Below are 18,418 nucleotides of genomic sequence, written 5' to 3'. Positions count from 1 at the left end.
ACTCCCGACCCGCACCAGGCCCTAGGAACTTGCGCTGGCGTACGAGCGCAACCCGCGGCGCCACAGCATCCGGACGAGCGTCACCGCGACCACCGACAGCGCGATCCCGCCGGCCACCGGCGCCCAGCCGAGGTCGCCCGCCAGCGCCTGGACCGGGAACGTCGTCGCGAACGCCACCGGGAACGCGAAGGTCAGGAACGTCCGCACCACCGCCGGGAAGAACACCAGCGGATACCGGCCCGCTTCGACCAGGTTCAGGTAGATGGCTCCGATCGGGTTCACCGACTGCAGCCAGAACGCGAGGAACGACATCGCACTCCACACGGACGCGAGCAGCACCACCCCACAGGCCGCGAGTACGAGCGCCTGCAGGATCTGCCCCACATCCGGACTGGTGCCCGACTGCACGAGCCCGATCACCAGAACGACGATGCCGCTCGCGACGTTGCTGAGCTCCGCGACGTTGATCCACCGCAGCGTCAGGTAGAACTGGCTCGACACCGGACGCAGCAGCACCGCGTCGAGCTCGCCCTCGGTGATGTAGGCCGTCATCCGGTCCAGGTTGGGCGCGACGAACGCCGCCATCAGGCCAGTGATGATCTGGTACATGCCGACGAGCGTGATCACCTCGGCCCGCGACCAGCCGTGCATCTCCTGGGTGAAGCCGAACAGCAACAGGATCGGCACGATGCCGAGCCCGAGCTGGACGAGCCCCACCAGCAAGGTGGTGACGAAGTGCGCGCGATAGTGCGTCTCGCGGACCGCTGCCTGGGTGAGGAACCGCCGCCACAGCCGAAGGTGGCGCAGCTGCTTGTGCAGCCAGTTGCGGTCGAGCGGCGGCCGGTCGTCGACGTACGTGCTCATGCGCCCACCGCCGAGTATGCGCGGATCCCGGCCGCCCAGACGAGGCGCGCAACCGTTGCGAACCCGAGCACGTACGCGAACTGAACGCGCAAGCCCACCAGGAGGTCCTGGCCGGACAGGTCGCCGGCGACGATCTCGACCGGGAACGACACCGTGTACCTGAACGGCTGGTTGTCGATGAAGCCGCGCGACCAGTCCGGCATCAGCGCGAGCGGTACCACGGACCCGGACAGCACACTCGCGATGATCAACCGGGCCTGGGCCAGCGCGGACACGTCGTCCATCCAGAACGCGAGCGCCGCGATCAGGATGTCGATCGTGAACACCAAGATCGCCCCGAGCACGATGCTGACCCCGAACAGCGCCCAGCGGTCCGGGCCGGCCGGGATGTTCATCGAGTCGCGGAAGATCCACCACAGCACGCCGATCATCGGCACCAGCGCGAACAGCTTCAGGAACTTCTCCGACAAGTTGTTGGCGATGAAGCCCAGCAGCAACGACGCCGGACGCACCATCCAACGGGAGAGTTTGCCGAGCCTGATGTCGTTGGCCAGGAAGCCCGTCATCCACGACGACGTCGCCATCGTGACGAAGCTGAGCAGCACGAAGTACGTCGTCACGTACCGCTCGTCGATCGGAAGTTGCGCCCCGTTCGCGATCGCCGTGCGCCAGATGAGCAGCGAGATGATCGGCACGCAGACGTTGGCCGCCATGAAGATGATCCACGCGCCGCGGTAGATGGACTGCTGGGCGATCTCCGCCGCGGTCATCCGGCGCAGGACCCGGAGGTTCCGCAGGAGCGTGGCCGTCACGCGTCCCCCAGCGTGCTGCGGCGCAGAAAGAGGTCGCGCATGATGTCCTCGACGTCGGCGTCCGCGACATCGAGGTCGACCAGTGGACCGAGCCGCGTCAGCTGCTCCAGTACGTCGCCGGCCCGCTCGCGATCCACCTCGAGCCTGATCAGCTGGCCGGAGCTGTCGACCGCGGTCACGCCCTCGAGACCGGCGAGGCGGCCGCCGTCGACGGTCGTCGCGTACGTCGCCTGCACGAGCTTGCGCGGGCGCGCCGTGTGCACGAGTTCGTCGAGGCCCCCGTCGTACTGCAGGCCGCCGTGGTCGATGATCATCACCCGCGAGCAGAGTGCCTCGATGTCGTCCATGTCGTGGCTGGTGACGAGGATCGTGGTGCCGCGGACCTGGTTGACCTCGGCAAGGAACGTCCGCACCCGCGCCTTCGCGACCACGTCGAGGCCGATCGTCGGCTCGTCCAGGAACAGGATCTCCGGCCCGTGCACGAGGGCCGCCATCAGCTCGAGCTTCATCCGCTCGCCGAGGGAGACCTTGCGAACCTGGACGTTCAGCAGGTCCTCGACATCGAGCAGCTCGGCCAGCTCGGCGACGTTGCGGTCGAACTCCTTCGTCGTGAGGCCGTACATGTCTTTGTGCAGCAGGAGACTCTCCATCGCGGGGACGTCCCACCAGAGCATGGTCTTCTGCCCCATCACGAGCGCGATCCGGCGCAGGTAGTCGTGCTTGCGGTCCGACGGGGCGAAGCCGAGGACCTCGAGCTCGCCGGAGGTGACGTACAGGAGGCCGGAGAGCATCTTCAGCGTGGTGGTCTTGCCGGCGCCGTTCGGGCCGAGCAGCCCGACGACCTCGCCGCGATCGATGCTGAACGTGATCTTGTCGACGGCGAGCCGGGTCTCGTACGTCCGCCGGACGAGGCTCTTGATCGCCCCGCCGAGGCCGGCCTGCTGCTTGTGGAACGTGTAGGTCTTGGTGAGGTCGGTCGCCGCGATCACCGGTGGCTGCGGCGAGGGGACCTGTTGGGATGCGTGCGTCACGGATGAGCACCGCTTTCGAGAGTCGGTTGGTGCGTCGGACCGGGCAACGTCAGCGCAGAGCGCGCGAAGCCCTCTGGTCCTTCCGACATACGGCTGCCAGGAGAAACGCTAAGGCAGGCCGGAAAGCGATGTCCACCGCATTTCGCGGGGTCAGGAGGCGGTGCGGCCGATGACGTACAGGCGCCGGGTCGTCTCCTCCCGGGCGGCGATCGGACCGCGGAGGTACCACTCGACATCGACGAGACCGGCGGACTCGACGACGCCGACCACGAACGCCGGGTCGTGCAGGACGACGTCGAGGTCGACCTCGTGGCCGAACCACTGGTCGACGTGGCGGACCTCTGCTCCGGCGTGCAGGGCGAGGACGAGCAGGCCGCCGGGATCGAGCGGGCGCACGAGGGCCGCGATCGCGTCGGGGAGTTCGGCGGCCGCCAGGTGGATCAGGGAGTACCAGCCGAGGACGGCCGCCCATCCGGAGCTGGTCGGTGGGCGACCCAACCGCCGCAGGTCGCCTTCCTGATAATTCCGGTCCGGGAAGCGTCGGCGGGCCTCGGCCACCATCGCCGAGGAGAAGTCGACGCCCGTGGCATCGGCGCCATGCTCGGCCAGGTACGCGGTGATGTGTCCGGGGCCTGAGCCGACCTCCACCACCGGGCGTCCGCCGGCGTCGGCGATCACCCGGTTGAGCAGCCAGGTCTCGAACGACAGCCCGGCCAGCTCGTCAGCCAGGCGGTCGGCGTACGTCTCGGCGACGGCGTCGTACGACGAACGCACCCGAGCGTCCCGCGCCTCGGCTCCTTCGGCGATCACCACGTCCCGGTCGACCGTCTCCGCGACGACCGGCTCGGCCTGCCCCGGCACCGGCCCGAGGAGATGGATCCACCGGCGGTCGTGCTGGCCGGGGCGCAGGTCGAGCTCGCGGACCAAGAGCTCGGGGCGTTCCGCCATCCGGCGCAGGCAGACCTCGACCTCGGAGCGGTCGGCGAACCCGTGGAGTCGCTCGGTGCGGGTACGCAGCTCACCGGGCGTCTGTGCGCCGCGAAGGAGCAACACCGTGAGCAGCGCTCGCTCGTCGGTCTCGAGCCCGAGCCGCTCGTCGAGGATCTGGTGGTACTTCAGCGTGCGCCGGCCGGTGTCGACCCAGACGATCCGCACCAGCTCCCGGTCCCTGAGCGACCGCGCGGTTCGCTCCACCGTCGCCTGGTCGTAGTCGACGACAGGCTCTCGATTACTCGTCTGGTTGCAGGCCGTCCGCAGGGCGTTCGCGGTGAGAGGGTACGACGCCGGCACCGTCGTTTGCTTCTCCAGCAGACTCCCGAGCACACGCTGATCTTCGGCCTCGAGAACAGGAAGTTCACTCACGCCCAAGACCCTAAAGCCTCCCCCATCCCATTCCCCCCACCGCAGCCCGCAGCCGCCCGGGTTGAGGGGCGGGTCAGCCGGGTTGGGGGTCTGCGGCTCGGAGAGTCACCCACCCCATTCCACCCACCGCAGCCTCCGGGCTGTTAGCCGGGTTGGGGGGTGTCTGGGGCTGGGAGGGTTATTGGTTCGAAGGCGGTGCCGTTGCAGTGGGGGCACGGAGTGCCGGCTTGGGTGCCGGCGCCGGCGCAGTGGGTGCAGAGGCCGTCGTGCCAGGACTCTCCGGTCAGGGAGTGGTGGGGGCGCGGGTAGTGCGTGTCGGGCAGGTAGCACTCGATGCCGGTGATGGCGTGCACTCGGCCGCACAGGTCTACGCCCATGCCTCGGTCCAGACGGCTGCGTCGTTCGATCACGTTCGGGGTCTCCTGCGTCGCCGGCTGGTCAGCTGGCTTGCATCCAGGGTTGGGTGAGGACGGACTGGGGATCGGTGGTCGCCGTCAGGGCGGGGGTCGTGGAGAGGCGGAGGCTGGCTTCCACCTGGGTGTAGAAGGTGTCCACGGCACGAACCAGGTCGTCGGCCTCGCGAGTGCTGACGGCGCGCTCGAGACCCGCCTCGGCGGCGGCACGCTGGGCAGCGCCGGCGGCGAAGAACGTGGCCCACTCGCCGAACTCCGGAGCGACCTCGGCCAGCAGCACCCAGGCGTTCCGCTGGACCCGGCGACGAGGGCCCGAGCGGACCGGACGGGCGCGGACGGCGAGGACCGCGGCCGCGACCCGGAGCGCCGCGACGTGGGCGCTCGAGTAGCGGATCAGGTGGTCGTTCGTCTCCACTGCCTCAGCCAGCGCGGCACGCGCGCGAGACAACTCCCGGCTCGCCGACCCTGCGGCCGCCGGGGAAACCGGTGAAACAGTCATCGGTCCGTCACCCTCTCCAGTTGCCAGCGGCCGGAGTCCGGGTCGTGCGCGAGATCGAACAGCTCCCGCCGACCGTGCCGGCCGCACCCCGCCTCTACCCGGTACACCGCCCGCCGCGGGCCCCAGTCCGCATCCAGTACGCCGACTGCCGCCGGACTCCCGGACAGTCCGCGAGCCGGCTCCCCGCCGGCCGCATCCGCACCGCTGTTCCCAGTGACGCTCCCGGCGGCAGCGAATGCGCCATCGCTACCGCCGGGAGCGAGCGCGGCCAGGCAGTCGGCGAGAGAACGGGGACTCGCCGACGCCACCGCGCCGCTCATGTGGTGGCGCGTCGCTGCGCCACCCGTGTCGGTGCGCTCGGCGTGAGCCCAGTGGTCGGCGCGCCCGTCGTACGTCAGGCCGGTGCCGATGATGCCGCGCTCCCACCATGCGGCGGTCTCGGTCCAGTGGGACTGGACGGAGCAGACTCGCCAGAGGCGGCCACGCCAGAGGAACTGGTCCGGGGTCTCGGTGTCGTCCACAACCACCGAGTGCACCTCGACGGCCTCGTCGAACTCCCACATGCTCAATCGCCTCCTGTGAACGAACCGCTGCCCCTGATCGGGCCCTGGGCCCTGGTCGGAGGCCCGGCGGGCCGGCACGGGGTGGGGGTCGAGGTCCACCCCGGTGCCCGGCCCGCCGGGACCACCGGTTTCCGATGCGGCCGCAACTCCGCACCGGAGCCGTCCAGCTGTCCGGCTCACCCCCGCCCGGCCTCCCGACGAAACCGGGTCAGAGGTAATCGAACATCTGTTCGAACACTGGAAGCGTAGCGTCGCCCGCCGACAATCGTCAACGGCCCGTAAGCCCGGCGCGCCACCGCACGCCCGCTCCGGCCGCCAGACTGGGAGCGAGCCGACGAAGGGGACGACAGTGCGGAAACGGGCAGCAGGAATCACCGCGGCGGCCGTTGCCGTCGTGGCAGCGGCGGTCGCGTTGCCGCTCTTCCAGCCGTGGAAGCTCGTCACCGACAAGGTCGTCGACGAGGCGCTCCCCGGCACTGCTCCGATCTCCACGCACTCATCGTCGACGACGCCACCGACAGTTTCGGCGCGACGGCCGTCGACCAGGCCCGGACCGGTCACACTGCTGACCGGAAAGCTGATCACGCACGAACACGAGACGTCCGGCACAGTCGCCGTACTCGAACTGCCCGACGGGTCTCGCGTGCTCCGGCTGGAGAACCTCAGCACCTCCGACGGCCCCGACCTCAAGGTTTGGCTCAGTGACGCGAAAGTGGCCAAAGGCGGCTGGCACGTGTTCGACGACGGCCGCTATCGCAGCCTGGGCAGCCTGAAGGGCAACCACGGCAACCAGAACTACCCCATCCCCACCGACCTGAGGCTCGAGGACTTCCGCAGCGTCGCGATCTGGTGTGATCGGTTCAACGTGTCGTTCGGTGCCGCAGAGCTCGCATAGAGTTCCGGAGGTGAGCAGTCATCCCAACGTGCAGAAGGTGGCCGACGCCCTGCGGGCGGCCGGCGCCACCGGTGAGATCGTGATCCTCGACGAGGCGGTGCCGACGGCGGCGGCCGCGGCGGCCGAGCTCGGGTGTGAGGTCGGCGCGATCGCCAACAGCCTGATCTTCGACGGCGACGGCACCCCGGTACTGATCCTGACGTCCGGCGCGCACCGGGTCGACACGGCGAAGGTCGCCGCCGAGTTCGGGATCGGCAAGCTACGCCGCGCGACCCCGGAGTTCGTCAAGGAGCACACCGGTCAGTCGATCGGCGGCGTCGCCCCGGTCGGCCACCCGGGCCAGGTCCCGACGTACGTCGACACCGCCCTCGAGCAGTACGACGTGGTCTGGGCAGCCGCCGGGATCCCCCACTCGGTCTTCCCCACCACGTACGCCGAACTCCTCACCCTCACCAACGGCACCCCGATCACCGTCAACTGATCACCTGCGGGATCGTCGTACTCACGAACCGCCGGGTCAGCACCGCCCGGCGGTGCCGCCACCACGGGGCCAAGCGGCGCGATGGGCCGTAGCGTCGGCGAGTGATATCGGAGACCACAGCGGCGGGGGCGTGCAGGGACGGCAGCACGTCGAGGGCGGCGCGCTTGGTGATCAGCTCCCCCGTCGTCAGCGTGACGTGGGCGCGGGCGATCGTCAGCAGGCTGAGGTCGACCCAGATGTCGGCGTACCACGGGGTCCGCTTGCTGGTCACCGGGAACCAGAAGTCCCGCAGATCGCGCCGGACGAAGGCGGCGAGCTCCGCGTCGCTGGTTGCCGGTAGCAACGACAACGGCGGTGGGCCGAACAGCGAGAGGTTGCTCAGGGCAAGTTCCCGGCGGGTCACCGGCGTCACCGGGCGGTCGAAGTAGCGGCCCTGGGCGAACGTGGCGTGCCGGACGGCGGGGTCGGCCAGCTCCGCCGCGACCAGGTAGGAGCAATGCAGCTTGGCGGCCAGTGGTGCGGCACGGATCAGCCGTCGGTGCACGTCCTCGATCGCGGCCGGCGGTGGCGACGAGACGACGGCGACGACATCGAGGTTGCTACGGCCGAGCTGGAAGTCGCCGAGGGCCAGCGAGCCGTGGAGCCAGACAGCCTCGACGGCCGCGACTTCGCGGATCGACGTGACGAAGCCGTCCAGCAGACGCTGGACGGCTTCGTCGATCACAGGACCCAATCTAGACGGCTGGGCGGATGTCCACGTCGGCGGCGCGGACGTAAGCCATCCGGTGCCCGAACCAGATCTGGTAGTACCGGTCCGTGCCGAGCACCTGCACGTGGTCGGTCGGCGGCTGACCCGCGAACGTCACGGCCCGGTAGTAGTCCGTCTCGATGTTCGCATCACCCACCGGGTAGGCCTGGCCGGCGCCGATCGTGTACTGCAGCGGCGTGACCGTCTGGTACGGAATGCCCGCCGGGTACGCCGCCTGCTCCGGGTACGCACGTCCGTACACCGGCACCGAGGCCATGCCCGCCTTCGGCTTCACCACGAGACCCGGCTTCGCGAACGCATCCGGAGCTGACGCCGGGCTCTTGAACCACCCGAGCCCACCGAGGTACCAGACCGCGACCCAGTCGCCCTGCCGTTGCGCCACGACGTACTGGGAGCCGGCGGCGGCCCGGGAGCCCATGTCGGACACGTCAGTGGTGCCAGCCGAACCGTCCGGATGCAGCCCGATGTCCTTGACCAGCGGAGCGTTGTCGTCAGGCGACTGACGCAGGTAGACGAAGTTCGTGGCCTGCGGCGTGCACGGGGTGCCCGGAGCGTCGCAGTTGCTGACCACCTGCACGTTGCCCTGGAAGCCTGGCTTGATGGTGACGATCGAGCCGGCCTTCACCGGGAACACGGAGTGCCCGTAGATCGGAGCGCCCAGCAGGTCGAAGTAGTGCTCCCAGTCCCAGTAGGGTCCCGGGTCCCAGTGCATGCCGCGAACCGTCGACGGGACCGTGCCCGGCACCTGGTCGTGGCCGATGATGTGAGCGCGGTCGAGCGGGATGTTGTTCTTCGCGGCCAGGTAGCTCACGAGCTTGGCCGAGTTGCGGTAGAGCGCCTCGGTGAACCAGGTCGCACCCTGCGGCGCGAAGCCCTCGTGCTCGATGCCGATGCTGTGCATGTTCACGTACCAGTTGCCGGCGTGCCAGGCGACGTCGTTCGCCTTGACGTGCTGCCAGGTGTGGCCGTCGGACGAGCGCATCGTGTACTGCCAGCTCACGTAGGTCGGGTCCTGCACCAGGTTGAGCACACCCTGCCAGGTGCCTTCGGTGTCGTGGATGACGATGTAGTCGATCTTGCCGGTCTTCGGCCGGTTCGCCAGGTCATGGTTGCCGTAGTCCCCAGCAGTTCCGAACTCCGAGTACGGGGCCGGCAGCCACTCGCACCCGAGCGACGGCGGGCACTCCACTCCGGAGTTCGCCGGCTTCGTGCCCGCGGGCAGTGTCAGCTTGTTGACCTGTGCCTTGTCCGGCGTGACAGCGACGGCAGGCATCACGACCTGCTGCCCGGTGTTCGTCGTCCGGGCGGCACCGTGGGCCATGATCGAGTAGACGTCGTCGGCGAAGCCGGACGCAGCCACCCGGTCCCCGGCTTCCGCGTACGACGCCACTGCGCCGTACCACTCGGCCGGAGAGGTGTTAGCGCCGACAGGCAGACCGAGGGATCGCTGGTACGACGCCAGCAGTGCGGCACCACCGTTGATGTTGGCGGTGGCGTCGGTGCGCAGCGCGGCCGGGTCCAGACCAGTCAGGTCGGAGGCCTTGTAGAGCGTCCGCAACGACGAGGCCTTGGCGACCTTCTGCTTGCCGGACAGGTCCGCGACCACGCTGGGGTCGAGAGCGGTGAGGTGCATCGGGCCGTAGCCACCCGACGTGCTCGGTGCGCCCCGGTGGTCGTCCCACCGCGACTCCGAGTACGACACGGCCAGCAGGACGGACTCCGGTACGCCATATTTCGCAGCGGCCGCGCTGTACGCCGAGGCCTCGACGGCGGCGGGTGCCGGCGGCGGCGCAGCGGCCGCGGGTGGACCTCCGGACGACACGCCGGTCAAGGTGATGGGCAGCGCTACCGCAGCCAGTGCGGCGAGAATCTTCGGACGACGCAGCATGTTGTTCTCCTGAACCCAAGGGCGGGTGCCGGTCACACAGACTGGCAGCCTAGTCACTGTGGGTCGAGGCGAGCCGGATGTCAACGGTTAACCAAAACTCACCTCGAAGGGTTCGATACTGACGAAAACATGCCGCCGGCGAAACGGCGACTGAGGGTTACGGAGCACGACGATGGAAGCGTTGCCGTTGGCGTTCACGACGGGCTGGGCCAGTGGCATCAATGCCTATGCCTGCGTGCTGATTCTCGGCCTGCTCGGCCGGTTCGCCGGTGCCGACGACGTCCCGGAGGCACTGACCAGCAACGCCGTTCTGATCGCAGCGGGTGTTCTCTTCGCGTTCGAGTTCGTCGCCGACAAAATTCCGTACGTCGACTCCGCCTGGGACGCGATCTCGACGGTGATCCGGCCGACCATCGGCGCGATCCTGGCCGCCCTGCTCGCCGGTGAGGCGACCACGCTGCACCAGGCCGTCATCGCGACCACCGGCGGACTGGTCGCCCTGCTCTCGCACTCGGTGAAGTCGAGTCTGCGGCTAGCGATCAACACCTCCCCCGAGCCGGCGACCAACATCGCCGCGTCGTCCGCCGAGGACATCACCGTCGTCGGCGTGGTGTCGCTGGCCGCGTTCCACCCGGAGGCCGCACTCATCATCGCCGGCATCCTGCTGTTCCTCGGCCTGATGGGGGTGTACTTCGCGTTCCGCTTCATCCGGCGCGGGTACCTCCGGTTCAAGGCGTGGCGGGAGAAACGGCGCGAACTGGCGACGGGGAGCAGTGCCGTCTGATGGGGACCGTGATCGTCATCGGGTCCGGTCTGGCCGGTCTCGCCAGTGCAGTCCGGTTGGCCAAGCTCGGCCACCAGGTCACCGTCTGCGAACGGGACGAACACCTCGGCGGGGCGCTGGGCCGGGTCGAAGCGGATGGCTTCACCTGGGACGCCGGAGCAGCCAGTACGACGCTCCCGGCCGCACTCCGGGACCTGTTCCGCAAGAGCGGCCGCCCGATCGAGAGTCTGCTCCAACTGGAGCCGGTGACCGAGCCCCGGCGGCACATGTTCGCCGACGGCTCGGTGCTGGACCTGCCGATCAACGACCGCGGCTCGCAGCAGGAGGCCTGGACGGGCCTGGCCGGCGAGCAGGTGGCCGAGCAATGGACCGCACTGGTCGACGGCTATGGCGAGACGTGGCAGATCCTCCGGAAGACCTCGCTCGAGCCACCCCTGCAGGACAAGCTGCCGCTGAAGAGCATCCGGGCCCTCAAACCCTGGCAGTCGCTGGAGAAGGTCGCGCAGCACGAGCTGAGTGACGACAGAGCCCGTGCGGTGCTGCGCCACTTCGCAGCGCAAGGTGGATCGGACGCGAAGCTCACGCCGGGGTACGTCGGCGTCTGGTCGTACCTGGAACGCACCTTCGGCCGCTGGACGATCGAGGGCGGTTTCGGCGCGTTGGCGGACGGACTGGTGCAGCGGGCGAGCGAGCGGAAGATCACCGTGCGCACCAACGCCGAGGTGGTCGCCGTCATCACGGCCGGCGGCACTGTGACCGGCGTACGGCTGGCTGATGGGACGGAGCTGCCGGCGGACATCGTGGTGAGCGACATCGACCCGCGTGAGCTCTACGGACAACTGGTCGACGACCTGACGGCCAAGAAGGTGCGCAAGAGGATCCTGTCGACGCACCAGGCGCAGGCGGCGTACGTCGTCCACCTGGGACTGAAGGATCCGGTGCCGACCCTGCCGTTCGAGACCGTCCTGCACGGTACGCCGACAGTCGTCGTACGAACGGGTGGTCAGGCGCCGGTCGGGCACCAGGCGTGGTCCGTCCTGGTCCACGGCTACCCGACGGACGACGTACTCGACCTGCTGATCGCGCGTGGGCTGCACATCCGGGAGAACGTGGTGTCGCGGCAGACGTCGCCGTCATGGTGGGCCGGTGTGGCCTGGGAGGGGTACAAGACGGCCCGCCGGCGCGCGGCCAACGTGTCTCCGGTCAAGGGGCTGTACTGCGTCGGGGCGGGCGCTCACCCGGGGTCCGGGGTACCGGCCACGACGCTCGGCGCCGCGATTGTGGCCGACGCCATCGGAAAGGCCTGAGACCGGTCTGGGGTTGAGATACCCAGCGCACTAAGATTGACGGTTCCTGTTCCATGTCGGGGTAGGTGCCCGGCAGTAGAGAGGACCTCGGTGGATCAAACCCCCACGTCGGCCGATCACGAGAACGTCGAGCCGGCTGAGCTGGCGGCTGAGCAACAACATGTCGACCGGGTGTACGACCGGGTTGCGGAGGCTGCCCGCTCCGCGTCACGGATCGCGGTCGAAGGGCACCAGCGCGCGCAGGCGCAGAACGTCGGCCGTGTCCGCGAGGAGGAGCAGACCGGGCTGTACGAGCGCGACGTACTCGTGTTCGCCGCGGCCCGCCGGATCGCCGAACTGGACGCCGAGCACGAGGGCCTGGTCTTCGGCCGGCTCGACTCCGACCACGGTGACGACCAGCCGGCCGCCGAGACCGCCGCGGATCTCGACAAGCTGTACGTCGGCCGGATCGGTGTCCGGGACGCGGAGTACGAACCGCTGGTGATCGACTGGCGTGCACCGGCGGCCGAGCCGTTCTACCGCGCCACCTCGACGGACCGGCTGAAGGTCGTCCGCCGGCGCGTCCTGCGGAACAAGGGCCCCCGCATCGTCGGGCTCGAGGACGACCTGCTCGCGCCGGAGCGTGCGCCCGAGGACCTGCCCGTGATGGGCGAGGGCGCGCTGATGGCGTCCCTGTCGCGCGCCCGCGGTCATACGATGCGCGACATCGTCGCCACCATCCAGGCCGAGCAGGACAAAGCCATCCGGGCGCCGGCGCGGGGTGTGACCGTCATCGGCGGTGGGCCGGGCACCGGCAAGACGGTGGTCGCTCTGCACCGAGCGGCGTACCTGCTCTACAGCGACCGCAGGCGGTTCGAGCGGGGCGGCGTACTGGTCGTCGGACCGTCCGCTGCGTTCATGGCCTACATCGAGCGTGTCCTGCCGAGCCTCGGTGAGAACACCGTCTCGCTGCGGGCAGTGGGCGAGCTCGTGGACGGCGTCAAGGCCACTGCGGTCGACGAGGCCGACGTGGCCGCGATCAAGGGTTCGCTGCGTATGCGCGGCGTACTGGCGCGTGCTGCCCGCGACCGAGTGCCGACGGCCCCGGCCACTCTCCGGGTGTTCATCGGCGGTGCCACGGTGGAGCTGGACGCCAACCAGCTCGACAACGTACGGCGGAACGCACTGCGCCGGACGCCACGCAACAAGGCCGCCACTGAGGCTCGTAAGGCTCTGGTGGCTGCGCTCTGGCAGCGGTTCCCGGACGACTTGCGTACCGGGGTCTATGGCGACCGGGAGGCGTTCGGCGACCGAGTGGTCGACACCCCTGCTTTCAGGACGTTCTTCAGCCAGTGGTGGCCCGTGCTGACGCCGGAGGCGGTGCTGCGCTGGCTCGGTGACCCACGGCGTCTGCAGCGCTGGGCCCGGAACGAGCTCACCCCCCGAGAGGTCGACGCACTCGCCCGTGCGATCCGCAGCACGGACCAGTTCACGATTGCCGACGTAGCGCTTCTGGACGAACTGAGCACGCTCCTGGGCCGTGCACCGGTCAACGAGGCCAAGGACGACGAGTTCGACTGGCTGGAAGGTCTGAGCGACGGCGTCAACGAGGTGCTGACCACGTCCGAGCGTCGTGCCCGGGCCGCCGCCCGGGAGGCCGACGAGCCGGACGAGTACGCGCACGTGCTGGTGGACGAGGCACAGGACCTGTCCCCGATGCAGTGGCGCATGGTGACCCGGCGCGGTCCGCAGGCGAGCTGGACGATCGTCGGCGACCCGGCGCAGAGCTCGTGGCCCGATCCGGACGAGGCGCGGGCGGCGATGGACTCGATGCTGTCGCACCTGCAACGGCACGCGTTCCGGCTGTCCACCAACTACCGGAACTCGGCCGAGATTTACGCGTTCGCCGGCGAGGTGATCCGCCGTACGCTCCCGGACGCCGATCTGCCGAACGCGGTCCGCAGCACCGGTGTCGACCCCGAGCACCGGATCGTCGACGACGGCAAGGTCGCCGAGGCCGCGGGTGACGCCGCGGTCGAGCTGCTCCAGCTCGTCGAGGGCACGGTCGGCGTAATCGTGCCGCCGAAGCTGCGGCCCGTCGTCGACCCGGTCCTCGCCGAGCTCGGTGACCCGCGCGTCGTCGCGGTCAGCCCGCTGGAGTCCAAGGGCCTCGAGTACGACGCGGTCGTGGTGGTCGAGCCCGACCGCATCGTCAGCGACACGCTGGGCGGCGTCCGCGCGTTGTACGTCGTCCTGACCCGAGCGACTCAGCGCCTGATCACGGTCAACAGCACAACCAACTGGTTGCCCTGATCGCTTACGTCCGAAGATGTGTGTGCTGTAGACCTCACATCTTCGGACGTAACGATGCGTCTAGGGCGTGTCTCCTAAATGGTGGCTGGTTGGTCGGTGATGCTGGTGGGATGTCGCGTCTGGCTGTGTTGAGCGATGCCCAGTGGGCGAGGATCGAGCCGTTGCTGCCGTCGTCGGTTGGTCAGCGGGGGCGGCCGTTTCGTGATCACCGGCAGGTGGTCGAGGGCATCATGTTCCGTTTCCGGACTGGTGTTGCGTGGCGGGATCTGCCGGCGGCGTTCGGGCCGTGGCAGACGGTCTGGAAGCGGCACCGCAGGTTCAGCGCCGATGGCACCTGGGACCGGATCCATGCGCGGCTGCTGGCCGAGGCGGACGCGGCCGGCGAGGTCGATTGGAACGTGTCGGTGGACTCGACGATCAATCGTGCGCATCAGCACGCGACGAACCTGCCGCGTGCTCTGGGTGGCACAGGGGGAACGATCGAACTACAAGAATCCGCGCGGTGAACCGCCTGATCACGCGATCGGGCGCTCGCGCGGTGGCCTGAGCACGAAGATCCACCACGCCAGCGACGGCAGGGGCCGGCCGCTGGCGATCCTGGTGGGTCCGGGCCAGGGCCATGACTCACCGATGTTTCCGTACCTGCTCGCCGCGATCGCGGTGCCACGGATCGGGCCGGGTCGGGCCCGCACCCGGCCCGACCGGGTCCTGGGCGACAAGGCCTATTCGTCGCGCGCGAACCGCGCCCTGCTGCGGGCCCGCGGGGTCGTCGCGGTCATCCCCGAACCCGCCGACCAGCAGACCAACCGCAAACGGCGCGGCCGCGACGGCGGCCGACCGGTCGGCTTCGACGCCGAGACCTACAAGGGCCGCAACGTGGTCGAACGATCCTTCAACACCCTCAAGCAATGGCGCGGCCTGGCCACCCGCTACGACAAACTCGCCCTCACCTACCGCGGAGGCGCCGTTCTCTGCGCGATCGTCAGCTGGCTACGCCAATAAGGAGACACGCCCTAGCCGCGAGGTACGACGTACGACACGAGGTCGGCCTCGTTCGCGGCGAGGTCGGGCCAGCGGCAGGTGAGGTGCAGGACGGCGAGACCCGTGGTCGGGTACTTCCGGCTGAGCTCGGTGCGCTCCGGGCTGGTGCCATCCAGGGCGAGCTCGTCGGCGAGCCACGGGATGCCAGGCCCGTGGCCGACCATAATCACCGTGCGGGCCTCGGTCGGAGCCTCCCGGACGACGTCGAGGAGCTCGTCGGCGTCGGCGCTGTAGATGCGGCGGTCGTACCAGACGTCGGTCGCGGTCGCCCCGCTCTCGACGGCGTACTTCCAGGTCTCCCGGGTGCGCTTGGACGGCGAGCACAGGACCAGGTCGGCTTCGATGCCCTGGGCAACCAGATAGCGCCCGGCGGCCTGCGCGTCGGCGCGGCCGCGGTCGGACAGCGGGCGCTCGAAGTCCGGCATCGACTCGGGCGGAACCGACTTGGAGTGCCGGAGCAGGACGAGCGTGCGATCGATCAACAGATCCGACGGGTCAGCCATCGAGTCAGGATACGACGGATGAGCGGAGGTTCAGGAAGACCTGACGGGTCGCGGTGGACCTGTTCAAGGTGATGAAGTGAATGCCTGGAGCTCCCCCGGCCAGCAAGGCCTCGCACAGCTCGGTCGCGATCTCGATGCCGACCTCCCGGACCGCGGCCGGTTCGTCCTCGACCGCGAGCAACCGGTCGGTGACCGCGGTCGGCAGCGCCATCCCGGTCAGCTCCGCCATCCGCTGGATCTGCTTCATGTTGGTGACCGGCATGATGCCCGGCAGCACCGGCATGTCACAGCCCAGCTCAGCCGCCCGGTCGACCAGCCGGAAGTAGTCGTCGGCCCCGAAGAACATCTGCGTGATCGCGTAGTCGGCCCCGGCCCCGGCCTTCGCCGCGAGCACCTGCGCGTCCGCCTCCAGCGATGCTGCCTCCGGATGCTTGTCCGGGAACGCCGCGACACCCACACAGAAATCGCCCAGCGACCGGATCAGCTCGACCAGCTCGACCGCGTGGTTCAGTCCCTCTGGGTGCGCGACCCACGGCTGGTTCGGACCGCCCGGCGGGTCGCCGCGCAGCGCCAGCATGTTGCGCACACCGGCACCCGCGTATGCGCCGATCACCGACCGCAGCTCGTCTCGCGAGTGCGCGACACAGGTCAGATGGCCGAGCGGTGTGAGCGAGGTGTCCTGTGCGACCCGCTCCGTGACCCGGATCGTGCCGTCGCGCGTGGTCCCGCCGGCGCCGTACGTGATCGAGACGAAGGTCGGCCGCAGCTGCTCGATCTCGCGGATCGAGCGCCACAGCACCTCCTCGGCCTCGGGCGTCTTCGGTGGGAAGAATTCGAACGAGAACGAACGACTCCCCGAGGACAGGAGCTCGCGGATCGTCGGCGTGCCGCCGGGAAGCGTCGAGGGAAGTCCGTTCGCCATGGCGACAGGTTACCCGCGGTGTCTACCGCCGCGCGTGTACCGACTACGCTCCGAGACGTGTATGGCGATGTGGACATCCCGGCCGAGGTCCAGCGGGCGCTGACCGACTTCCTCGACCTGCAGGAGCAGCGACTGGCCGCGATCGGCCCGGAGCTGACCGAGCAGGTCCAGGCGGCGCGCGACGCAACCAGCGGCGGCAAGCGACTCCGCCCGTCCTTCTGCTACTGGGGTTTCCGGGCCGCCGGTGGTGATCCGGCGCAGCCGATCCTGACGGCCGCGGCCAGCCTGGAGATGCTGCACGTCAGCGCCCTGGTGCACGACGACGTGATGGACTCCTCCGACGTACGGCGAGGTGCACCGGCTGCCCATCGCCGGTTCGAGGCGTTGCAACGGGCCCGGTCGGAGGCGTCCGGTCGCGGTGGCGATCCGGTCGGCTTCGGGGTCGGCGCGGCCATCCTGCTCGGCGATCTGTGCCTGATCTGGGCCGACGAGCTCTTGCACACGTCAGGCTTCGACGCGGCCGCGCTGGCGCGGGCGGCGCGGTTCTTCGACGCGGTCCGGGTCGAGGTGACCGCCGGGCAGTACCTCGATCTCGTCGCGCAGGCGAGCGGTGAGTCCGACATGGACCTGGCCTTGCGGGTCCTGCGCTACAAGTCGGCGACGTACACGGTCGAGCGCCCGCTGCACGTCGGCGCCGCGCTGGCCGGTGCGGACCAGCGGTTGATCGAGTCGTTGTCGGCGTACGGACTGCCGGTCGGTGAGGCGTTCCAGTTGCGCGATGATCTGCTCGGGGTGTTCGGCGATCCGGCGCTGACCGGGAAGCCGGCCGGCGACGATCTGCGCGAGGGCAAGCGGACCGTGCTGGTCGCGTACGCGGTGGATCACGCGTCGGAGGTCCAGCTGGCCGAGTTCGACCGGTTGTTCGGACGGCCCGACCTGGACGACGACGAGATCCAGCTGCTGCGCGAGATCCTGCAGGACTCCCGGGCCGTGCAGGCCTGCGAGGACCTGATCACCGAACGCACCGAGGACGCCCTCGACGCACTCGACCGCGCTCCTCTGGCCGACGACACCGCCCGCAAGGCACTGGCCGACCTCGCGATCGCCGCCACGTCCCGCCTGCTCTGACCCGACCGCTGCCGGTCCCCTCCGCAGCAACTTGAGGGGAGATCCCTTGAAGTTGCCCCTTCTCCCGCCTTGATATGAGCAGAGCAGGGGATAGTTGAGGGGATATCCGGCTCTTCTGCTCGAGGTGTGGGTGGCCGGCCGGCCATGTCCTCGTCGGCGGGCGGACCCGGGTCCGGTGACTTGAGACAGCCCTGGTGCGCGGGGGTCAGAAATGCCAGGTCCCCGCGTACCCCGTCTGGTCGAGGCTCTCGGCCGGCGGCGCCCGACCCCGGTCGTCCAGGCCCGACCTCGGACAGGCAGTGGGGACCTCGGACACGGCACAGCCTGTCCGAGGCGCCCAAACGGTGTCCCAGCCCCGGGACCGGTAACAGTCCCACCACCGGCAAGACGAACCCGTCCAGTCACCGCACATGCCCGCCGGTGCCGGCTGATCGGGGTGCGGACGGTCGCAGCCCGGGAGTGCGGACGGCGGCTTGCGGAGTGCGGACGGCGGCTTGCGGAGTGCGGACGGCGGCTTGCGGGGAGTGCGGACGGAGGCTGAGGGTGTGCAGCTCGACAGGACGTCTCCACCCCGGCCCCTGCCGGGCCGGCGGGGCCAGGCGTGAATACCTCGCCCGACCAGCACCCTGGACCGACACCACCTGTCGAGCTGCACACCGGCCAGCCTGGCTCACCTCGCCCACACATCCAGCAGAAGAGCCGGATATCCCTCAAATGCCGGAGGGGCGGTCGGGGTCGGGTGGAGCCGGCTACGGGACGGTCGGGGTCGGGTGGAGCCGGCTACGGGACGGTCGGGGTCGGGTGGAGCCGGCTACGGGACGGTCGGGGTCGGGTGGAGCCGGCTACGGGACGGTCGGGGTCGGG

General features: G+C 69.6%; 17 protein-coding genes. 7 read left to right on the top strand and 10 right to left on the bottom strand.

The features are described 5' to 3' along the window. Window positions 1-21 precede the first annotated feature (21 nt). The 6 genes from OG558_RS29260 to OG558_RS29235 all read right to left on the bottom strand — a co-directional run bounded on the left by OG558_RS29260 (window position 22) and on the right by OG558_RS29235 (window position 5,544). Entirely contained in the window at window positions 22-864 is an 843-nt protein-coding gene (locus OG558_RS29260; RefSeq protein WP_405065871.1) for an ABC transporter permease, read from the bottom strand. Continuing rightward, window positions 861-1,676, bottom strand: coding sequence for an ABC transporter permease (locus tag OG558_RS29255; RefSeq protein WP_405065870.1), 816 nt, complete (start codon window positions 1,674-1,676; stop codon window positions 861-863). The genes OG558_RS29260 and OG558_RS29255 overlap by 4 nt, the downstream gene beginning before the upstream one ends. Further along, window positions 1,673-2,707 carry an ATP-binding cassette domain-containing protein gene (locus OG558_RS29250; protein ID WP_405065869.1) on the bottom strand — a complete coding sequence of 345 codons (1,035 nt, stop codon included), beginning with the start codon at window positions 2,705-2,707 and terminating at the stop codon, window positions 1,673-1,675. The genes OG558_RS29255 and OG558_RS29250 overlap by 4 nt, the downstream gene beginning before the upstream one ends. 150 nt (window positions 2,708-2,857) lie before the next feature. Then, a complete protein-coding gene (locus tag OG558_RS29245; RefSeq protein WP_405065868.1) occupies window positions 2,858-4,069 on the bottom strand; it encodes a DUF480 domain-containing protein in 1,212 nt (403 codons plus the stop codon). Between the two features lie 438 nt (window positions 4,070-4,507). Next, the gene (locus OG558_RS29240) at window positions 4,508-4,981 is read right to left on the bottom strand and encodes an SAV_6107 family HEPN domain-containing protein (RefSeq protein ID WP_405065867.1); all 474 of its coding nucleotides are present in this window, start codon (window positions 4,979-4,981) and stop codon (window positions 4,508-4,510) included. Further along, window positions 4,978-5,544, bottom strand: coding sequence for a DUF6504 family protein (locus OG558_RS29235; protein WP_405065866.1), 567 nt, complete (start codon window positions 5,542-5,544; stop codon window positions 4,978-4,980). The genes OG558_RS29240 and OG558_RS29235 overlap by 4 nt, the downstream gene beginning before the upstream one ends. 349 nt (window positions 5,545-5,893) lie before the next feature. On the opposite strand from OG558_RS29235, the gene OG558_RS29230 reads away from it, so the two are divergent. Together OG558_RS29230 and OG558_RS29225 are read left to right on the top strand one after the other, a co-directional pair. Then, window positions 5,894-6,439 carry a DM13 domain-containing protein gene (locus tag OG558_RS29230; protein ID WP_405065865.1) on the top strand — a complete coding sequence of 182 codons (546 nt, stop codon included), beginning with the start codon at window positions 5,894-5,896 and terminating at the stop codon, window positions 6,437-6,439. Window positions 6,440-6,449: 10 nt separating this feature from the next. After that, window positions 6,450-6,920, top strand: coding sequence for a YbaK/EbsC family protein (locus OG558_RS29225; RefSeq protein ID WP_405065864.1), 471 nt, complete (start codon window positions 6,450-6,452; stop codon window positions 6,918-6,920). On the opposite strand, the gene OG558_RS29220 is transcribed toward OG558_RS29225, so the two are convergent. Together OG558_RS29220 and OG558_RS29215 are read right to left on the bottom strand one after the other, a co-directional pair. Then, the gene (locus tag OG558_RS29220) at window positions 6,913-7,644 is read right to left on the bottom strand and encodes a hypothetical protein (protein WP_405065863.1); all 732 of its coding nucleotides are present in this window, start codon (window positions 7,642-7,644) and stop codon (window positions 6,913-6,915) included. The two genes, OG558_RS29225 and OG558_RS29220, sit on opposite strands and share 8 nt — an antisense overlap. Before the next feature lie 10 nt (window positions 7,645-7,654). Then, window positions 7,655-9,577, bottom strand: coding sequence for an N-acetylmuramoyl-L-alanine amidase (locus tag OG558_RS29215; RefSeq protein WP_405065862.1), 1,923 nt, complete (start codon window positions 9,575-9,577; stop codon window positions 7,655-7,657). Window positions 9,578-9,749: 172 nt separating this feature from the next. Between OG558_RS29215 and OG558_RS29210 the strand changes: the two genes are divergently transcribed. From OG558_RS29210 to OG558_RS29195, 4 genes are all read left to right on the top strand, one after another. Then, window positions 9,750-10,361, top strand: coding sequence for a DUF4126 domain-containing protein (locus OG558_RS29210; protein ID WP_329475817.1), 612 nt, complete (start codon window positions 9,750-9,752; stop codon window positions 10,359-10,361). Then, a complete protein-coding gene (locus OG558_RS29205) occupies window positions 10,361-11,668 on the top strand; it encodes a phytoene desaturase family protein (RefSeq protein ID WP_405065861.1) in 1,308 nt (435 codons plus the stop codon). Before OG558_RS29210 ends, OG558_RS29205 begins: the two co-directional genes overlap by 1 nt. A 90-nt stretch (window positions 11,669-11,758) precedes the next feature. Next, a complete protein-coding gene (locus OG558_RS29200; RefSeq protein ID WP_405065860.1) occupies window positions 11,759-13,960 on the top strand; it encodes a HelD family protein in 2,202 nt (733 codons plus the stop codon). Between the two features lie 110 nt (window positions 13,961-14,070). Further along, window positions 14,071-14,962 (top strand): IS5 family transposase gene (locus OG558_RS29195; RefSeq protein ID WP_405065859.1). Its coding sequence is split into 2 segments (ribosomal slippage): window positions 14,071-14,426 and window positions 14,425-14,962, totalling 894 coding nucleotides; the frame shifts between segments, so codons are not numbered across the junction. Window positions 14,963-14,973: 11 nt separating this feature from the next. Here the strand turns inward: OG558_RS29195 and OG558_RS29190 are convergent. Together OG558_RS29190 and metF are read right to left on the bottom strand one after the other, a co-directional pair. After that, complete coding sequence (locus OG558_RS29190; RefSeq protein ID WP_329475814.1) at window positions 14,974-15,504, bottom strand: histidine phosphatase family protein; 531 nt, start codon at window positions 15,502-15,504, stop codon at window positions 14,974-14,976. 4 nt (window positions 15,505-15,508) lie between these two features. Further along, window positions 15,509-16,426 carry a methylenetetrahydrofolate reductase [NAD(P)H] gene (gene metF, locus OG558_RS29185; RefSeq protein WP_405065858.1) on the bottom strand — a complete coding sequence of 306 codons (918 nt, stop codon included), beginning with the start codon at window positions 16,424-16,426 and terminating at the stop codon, window positions 15,509-15,511. 57 nt (window positions 16,427-16,483) lie between these two features. Between metF and OG558_RS29180 the strand changes: the two genes are divergently transcribed. Then, window positions 16,484-17,554 (top strand): polyprenyl synthetase family protein, encoded by a 1,071-nt coding sequence (locus OG558_RS29180; protein ID WP_405065857.1) that lies wholly within the window; start codon window positions 16,484-16,486, stop codon window positions 17,552-17,554. Window positions 17,555-18,418: the final 864 nt, after the last annotated feature.

Origin of the sequence: Kribbella sp. NBC_01510 (assembly GCF_045040325.1) — a bacterium.
Taxonomy (GTDB): Bacteria; Actinomycetota; Actinomycetes; order Propionibacteriales; family Kribbellaceae; genus Kribbella.
Note: the sequence above shows the minus strand (reverse complement) of the source record. Positions and strands in the feature narration are given on the sequence as shown.

Bases quoted from the DNA above. Each gene is read 5' to 3' on its own strand.
- OG558_RS29260 (WP_405065871.1), bottom strand. From the start codon at position 864: ATGAGCACGTACGTCGACGACCGGCCGCCGCTCGACCGCAACTGGCTG.
- OG558_RS29240 (WP_405065867.1), bottom strand. From the start codon at position 4,981: ATGACTGTTTCACCGGTTTCCCCGGCGGCCGCAGGGTCGGCGAGCCGG.
- OG558_RS29235 (WP_405065866.1), bottom strand. From the start codon at position 5,544: ATGTGGGAGTTCGACGAGGCCGTCGAGGTGCACTCGGTGGTTGTGGAC.
- OG558_RS29215 (WP_405065862.1), bottom strand. From the start codon at position 9,577: ATGCTGCGTCGTCCGAAGATTCTCGCCGCACTGGCTGCGGTAGCGCTG.
- OG558_RS29210 (WP_329475817.1), top strand. From the start codon at position 9,750: ATGGAAGCGTTGCCGTTGGCGTTCACGACGGGCTGGGCCAGTGGCATC.
- OG558_RS29205 (WP_405065861.1), top strand. From the start codon at position 10,361: ATGGGGACCGTGATCGTCATCGGGTCCGGTCTGGCCGGTCTCGCCAGT.
- OG558_RS29190 (WP_329475814.1), bottom strand. From the start codon at position 15,504: ATGGCTGACCCGTCGGATCTGTTGATCGATCGCACGCTCGTCCTGCTC.
- metF (WP_405065858.1), bottom strand. From the start codon at position 16,426: ATGGCGAACGGACTTCCCTCGACGCTTCCCGGCGGCACGCCGACGATC.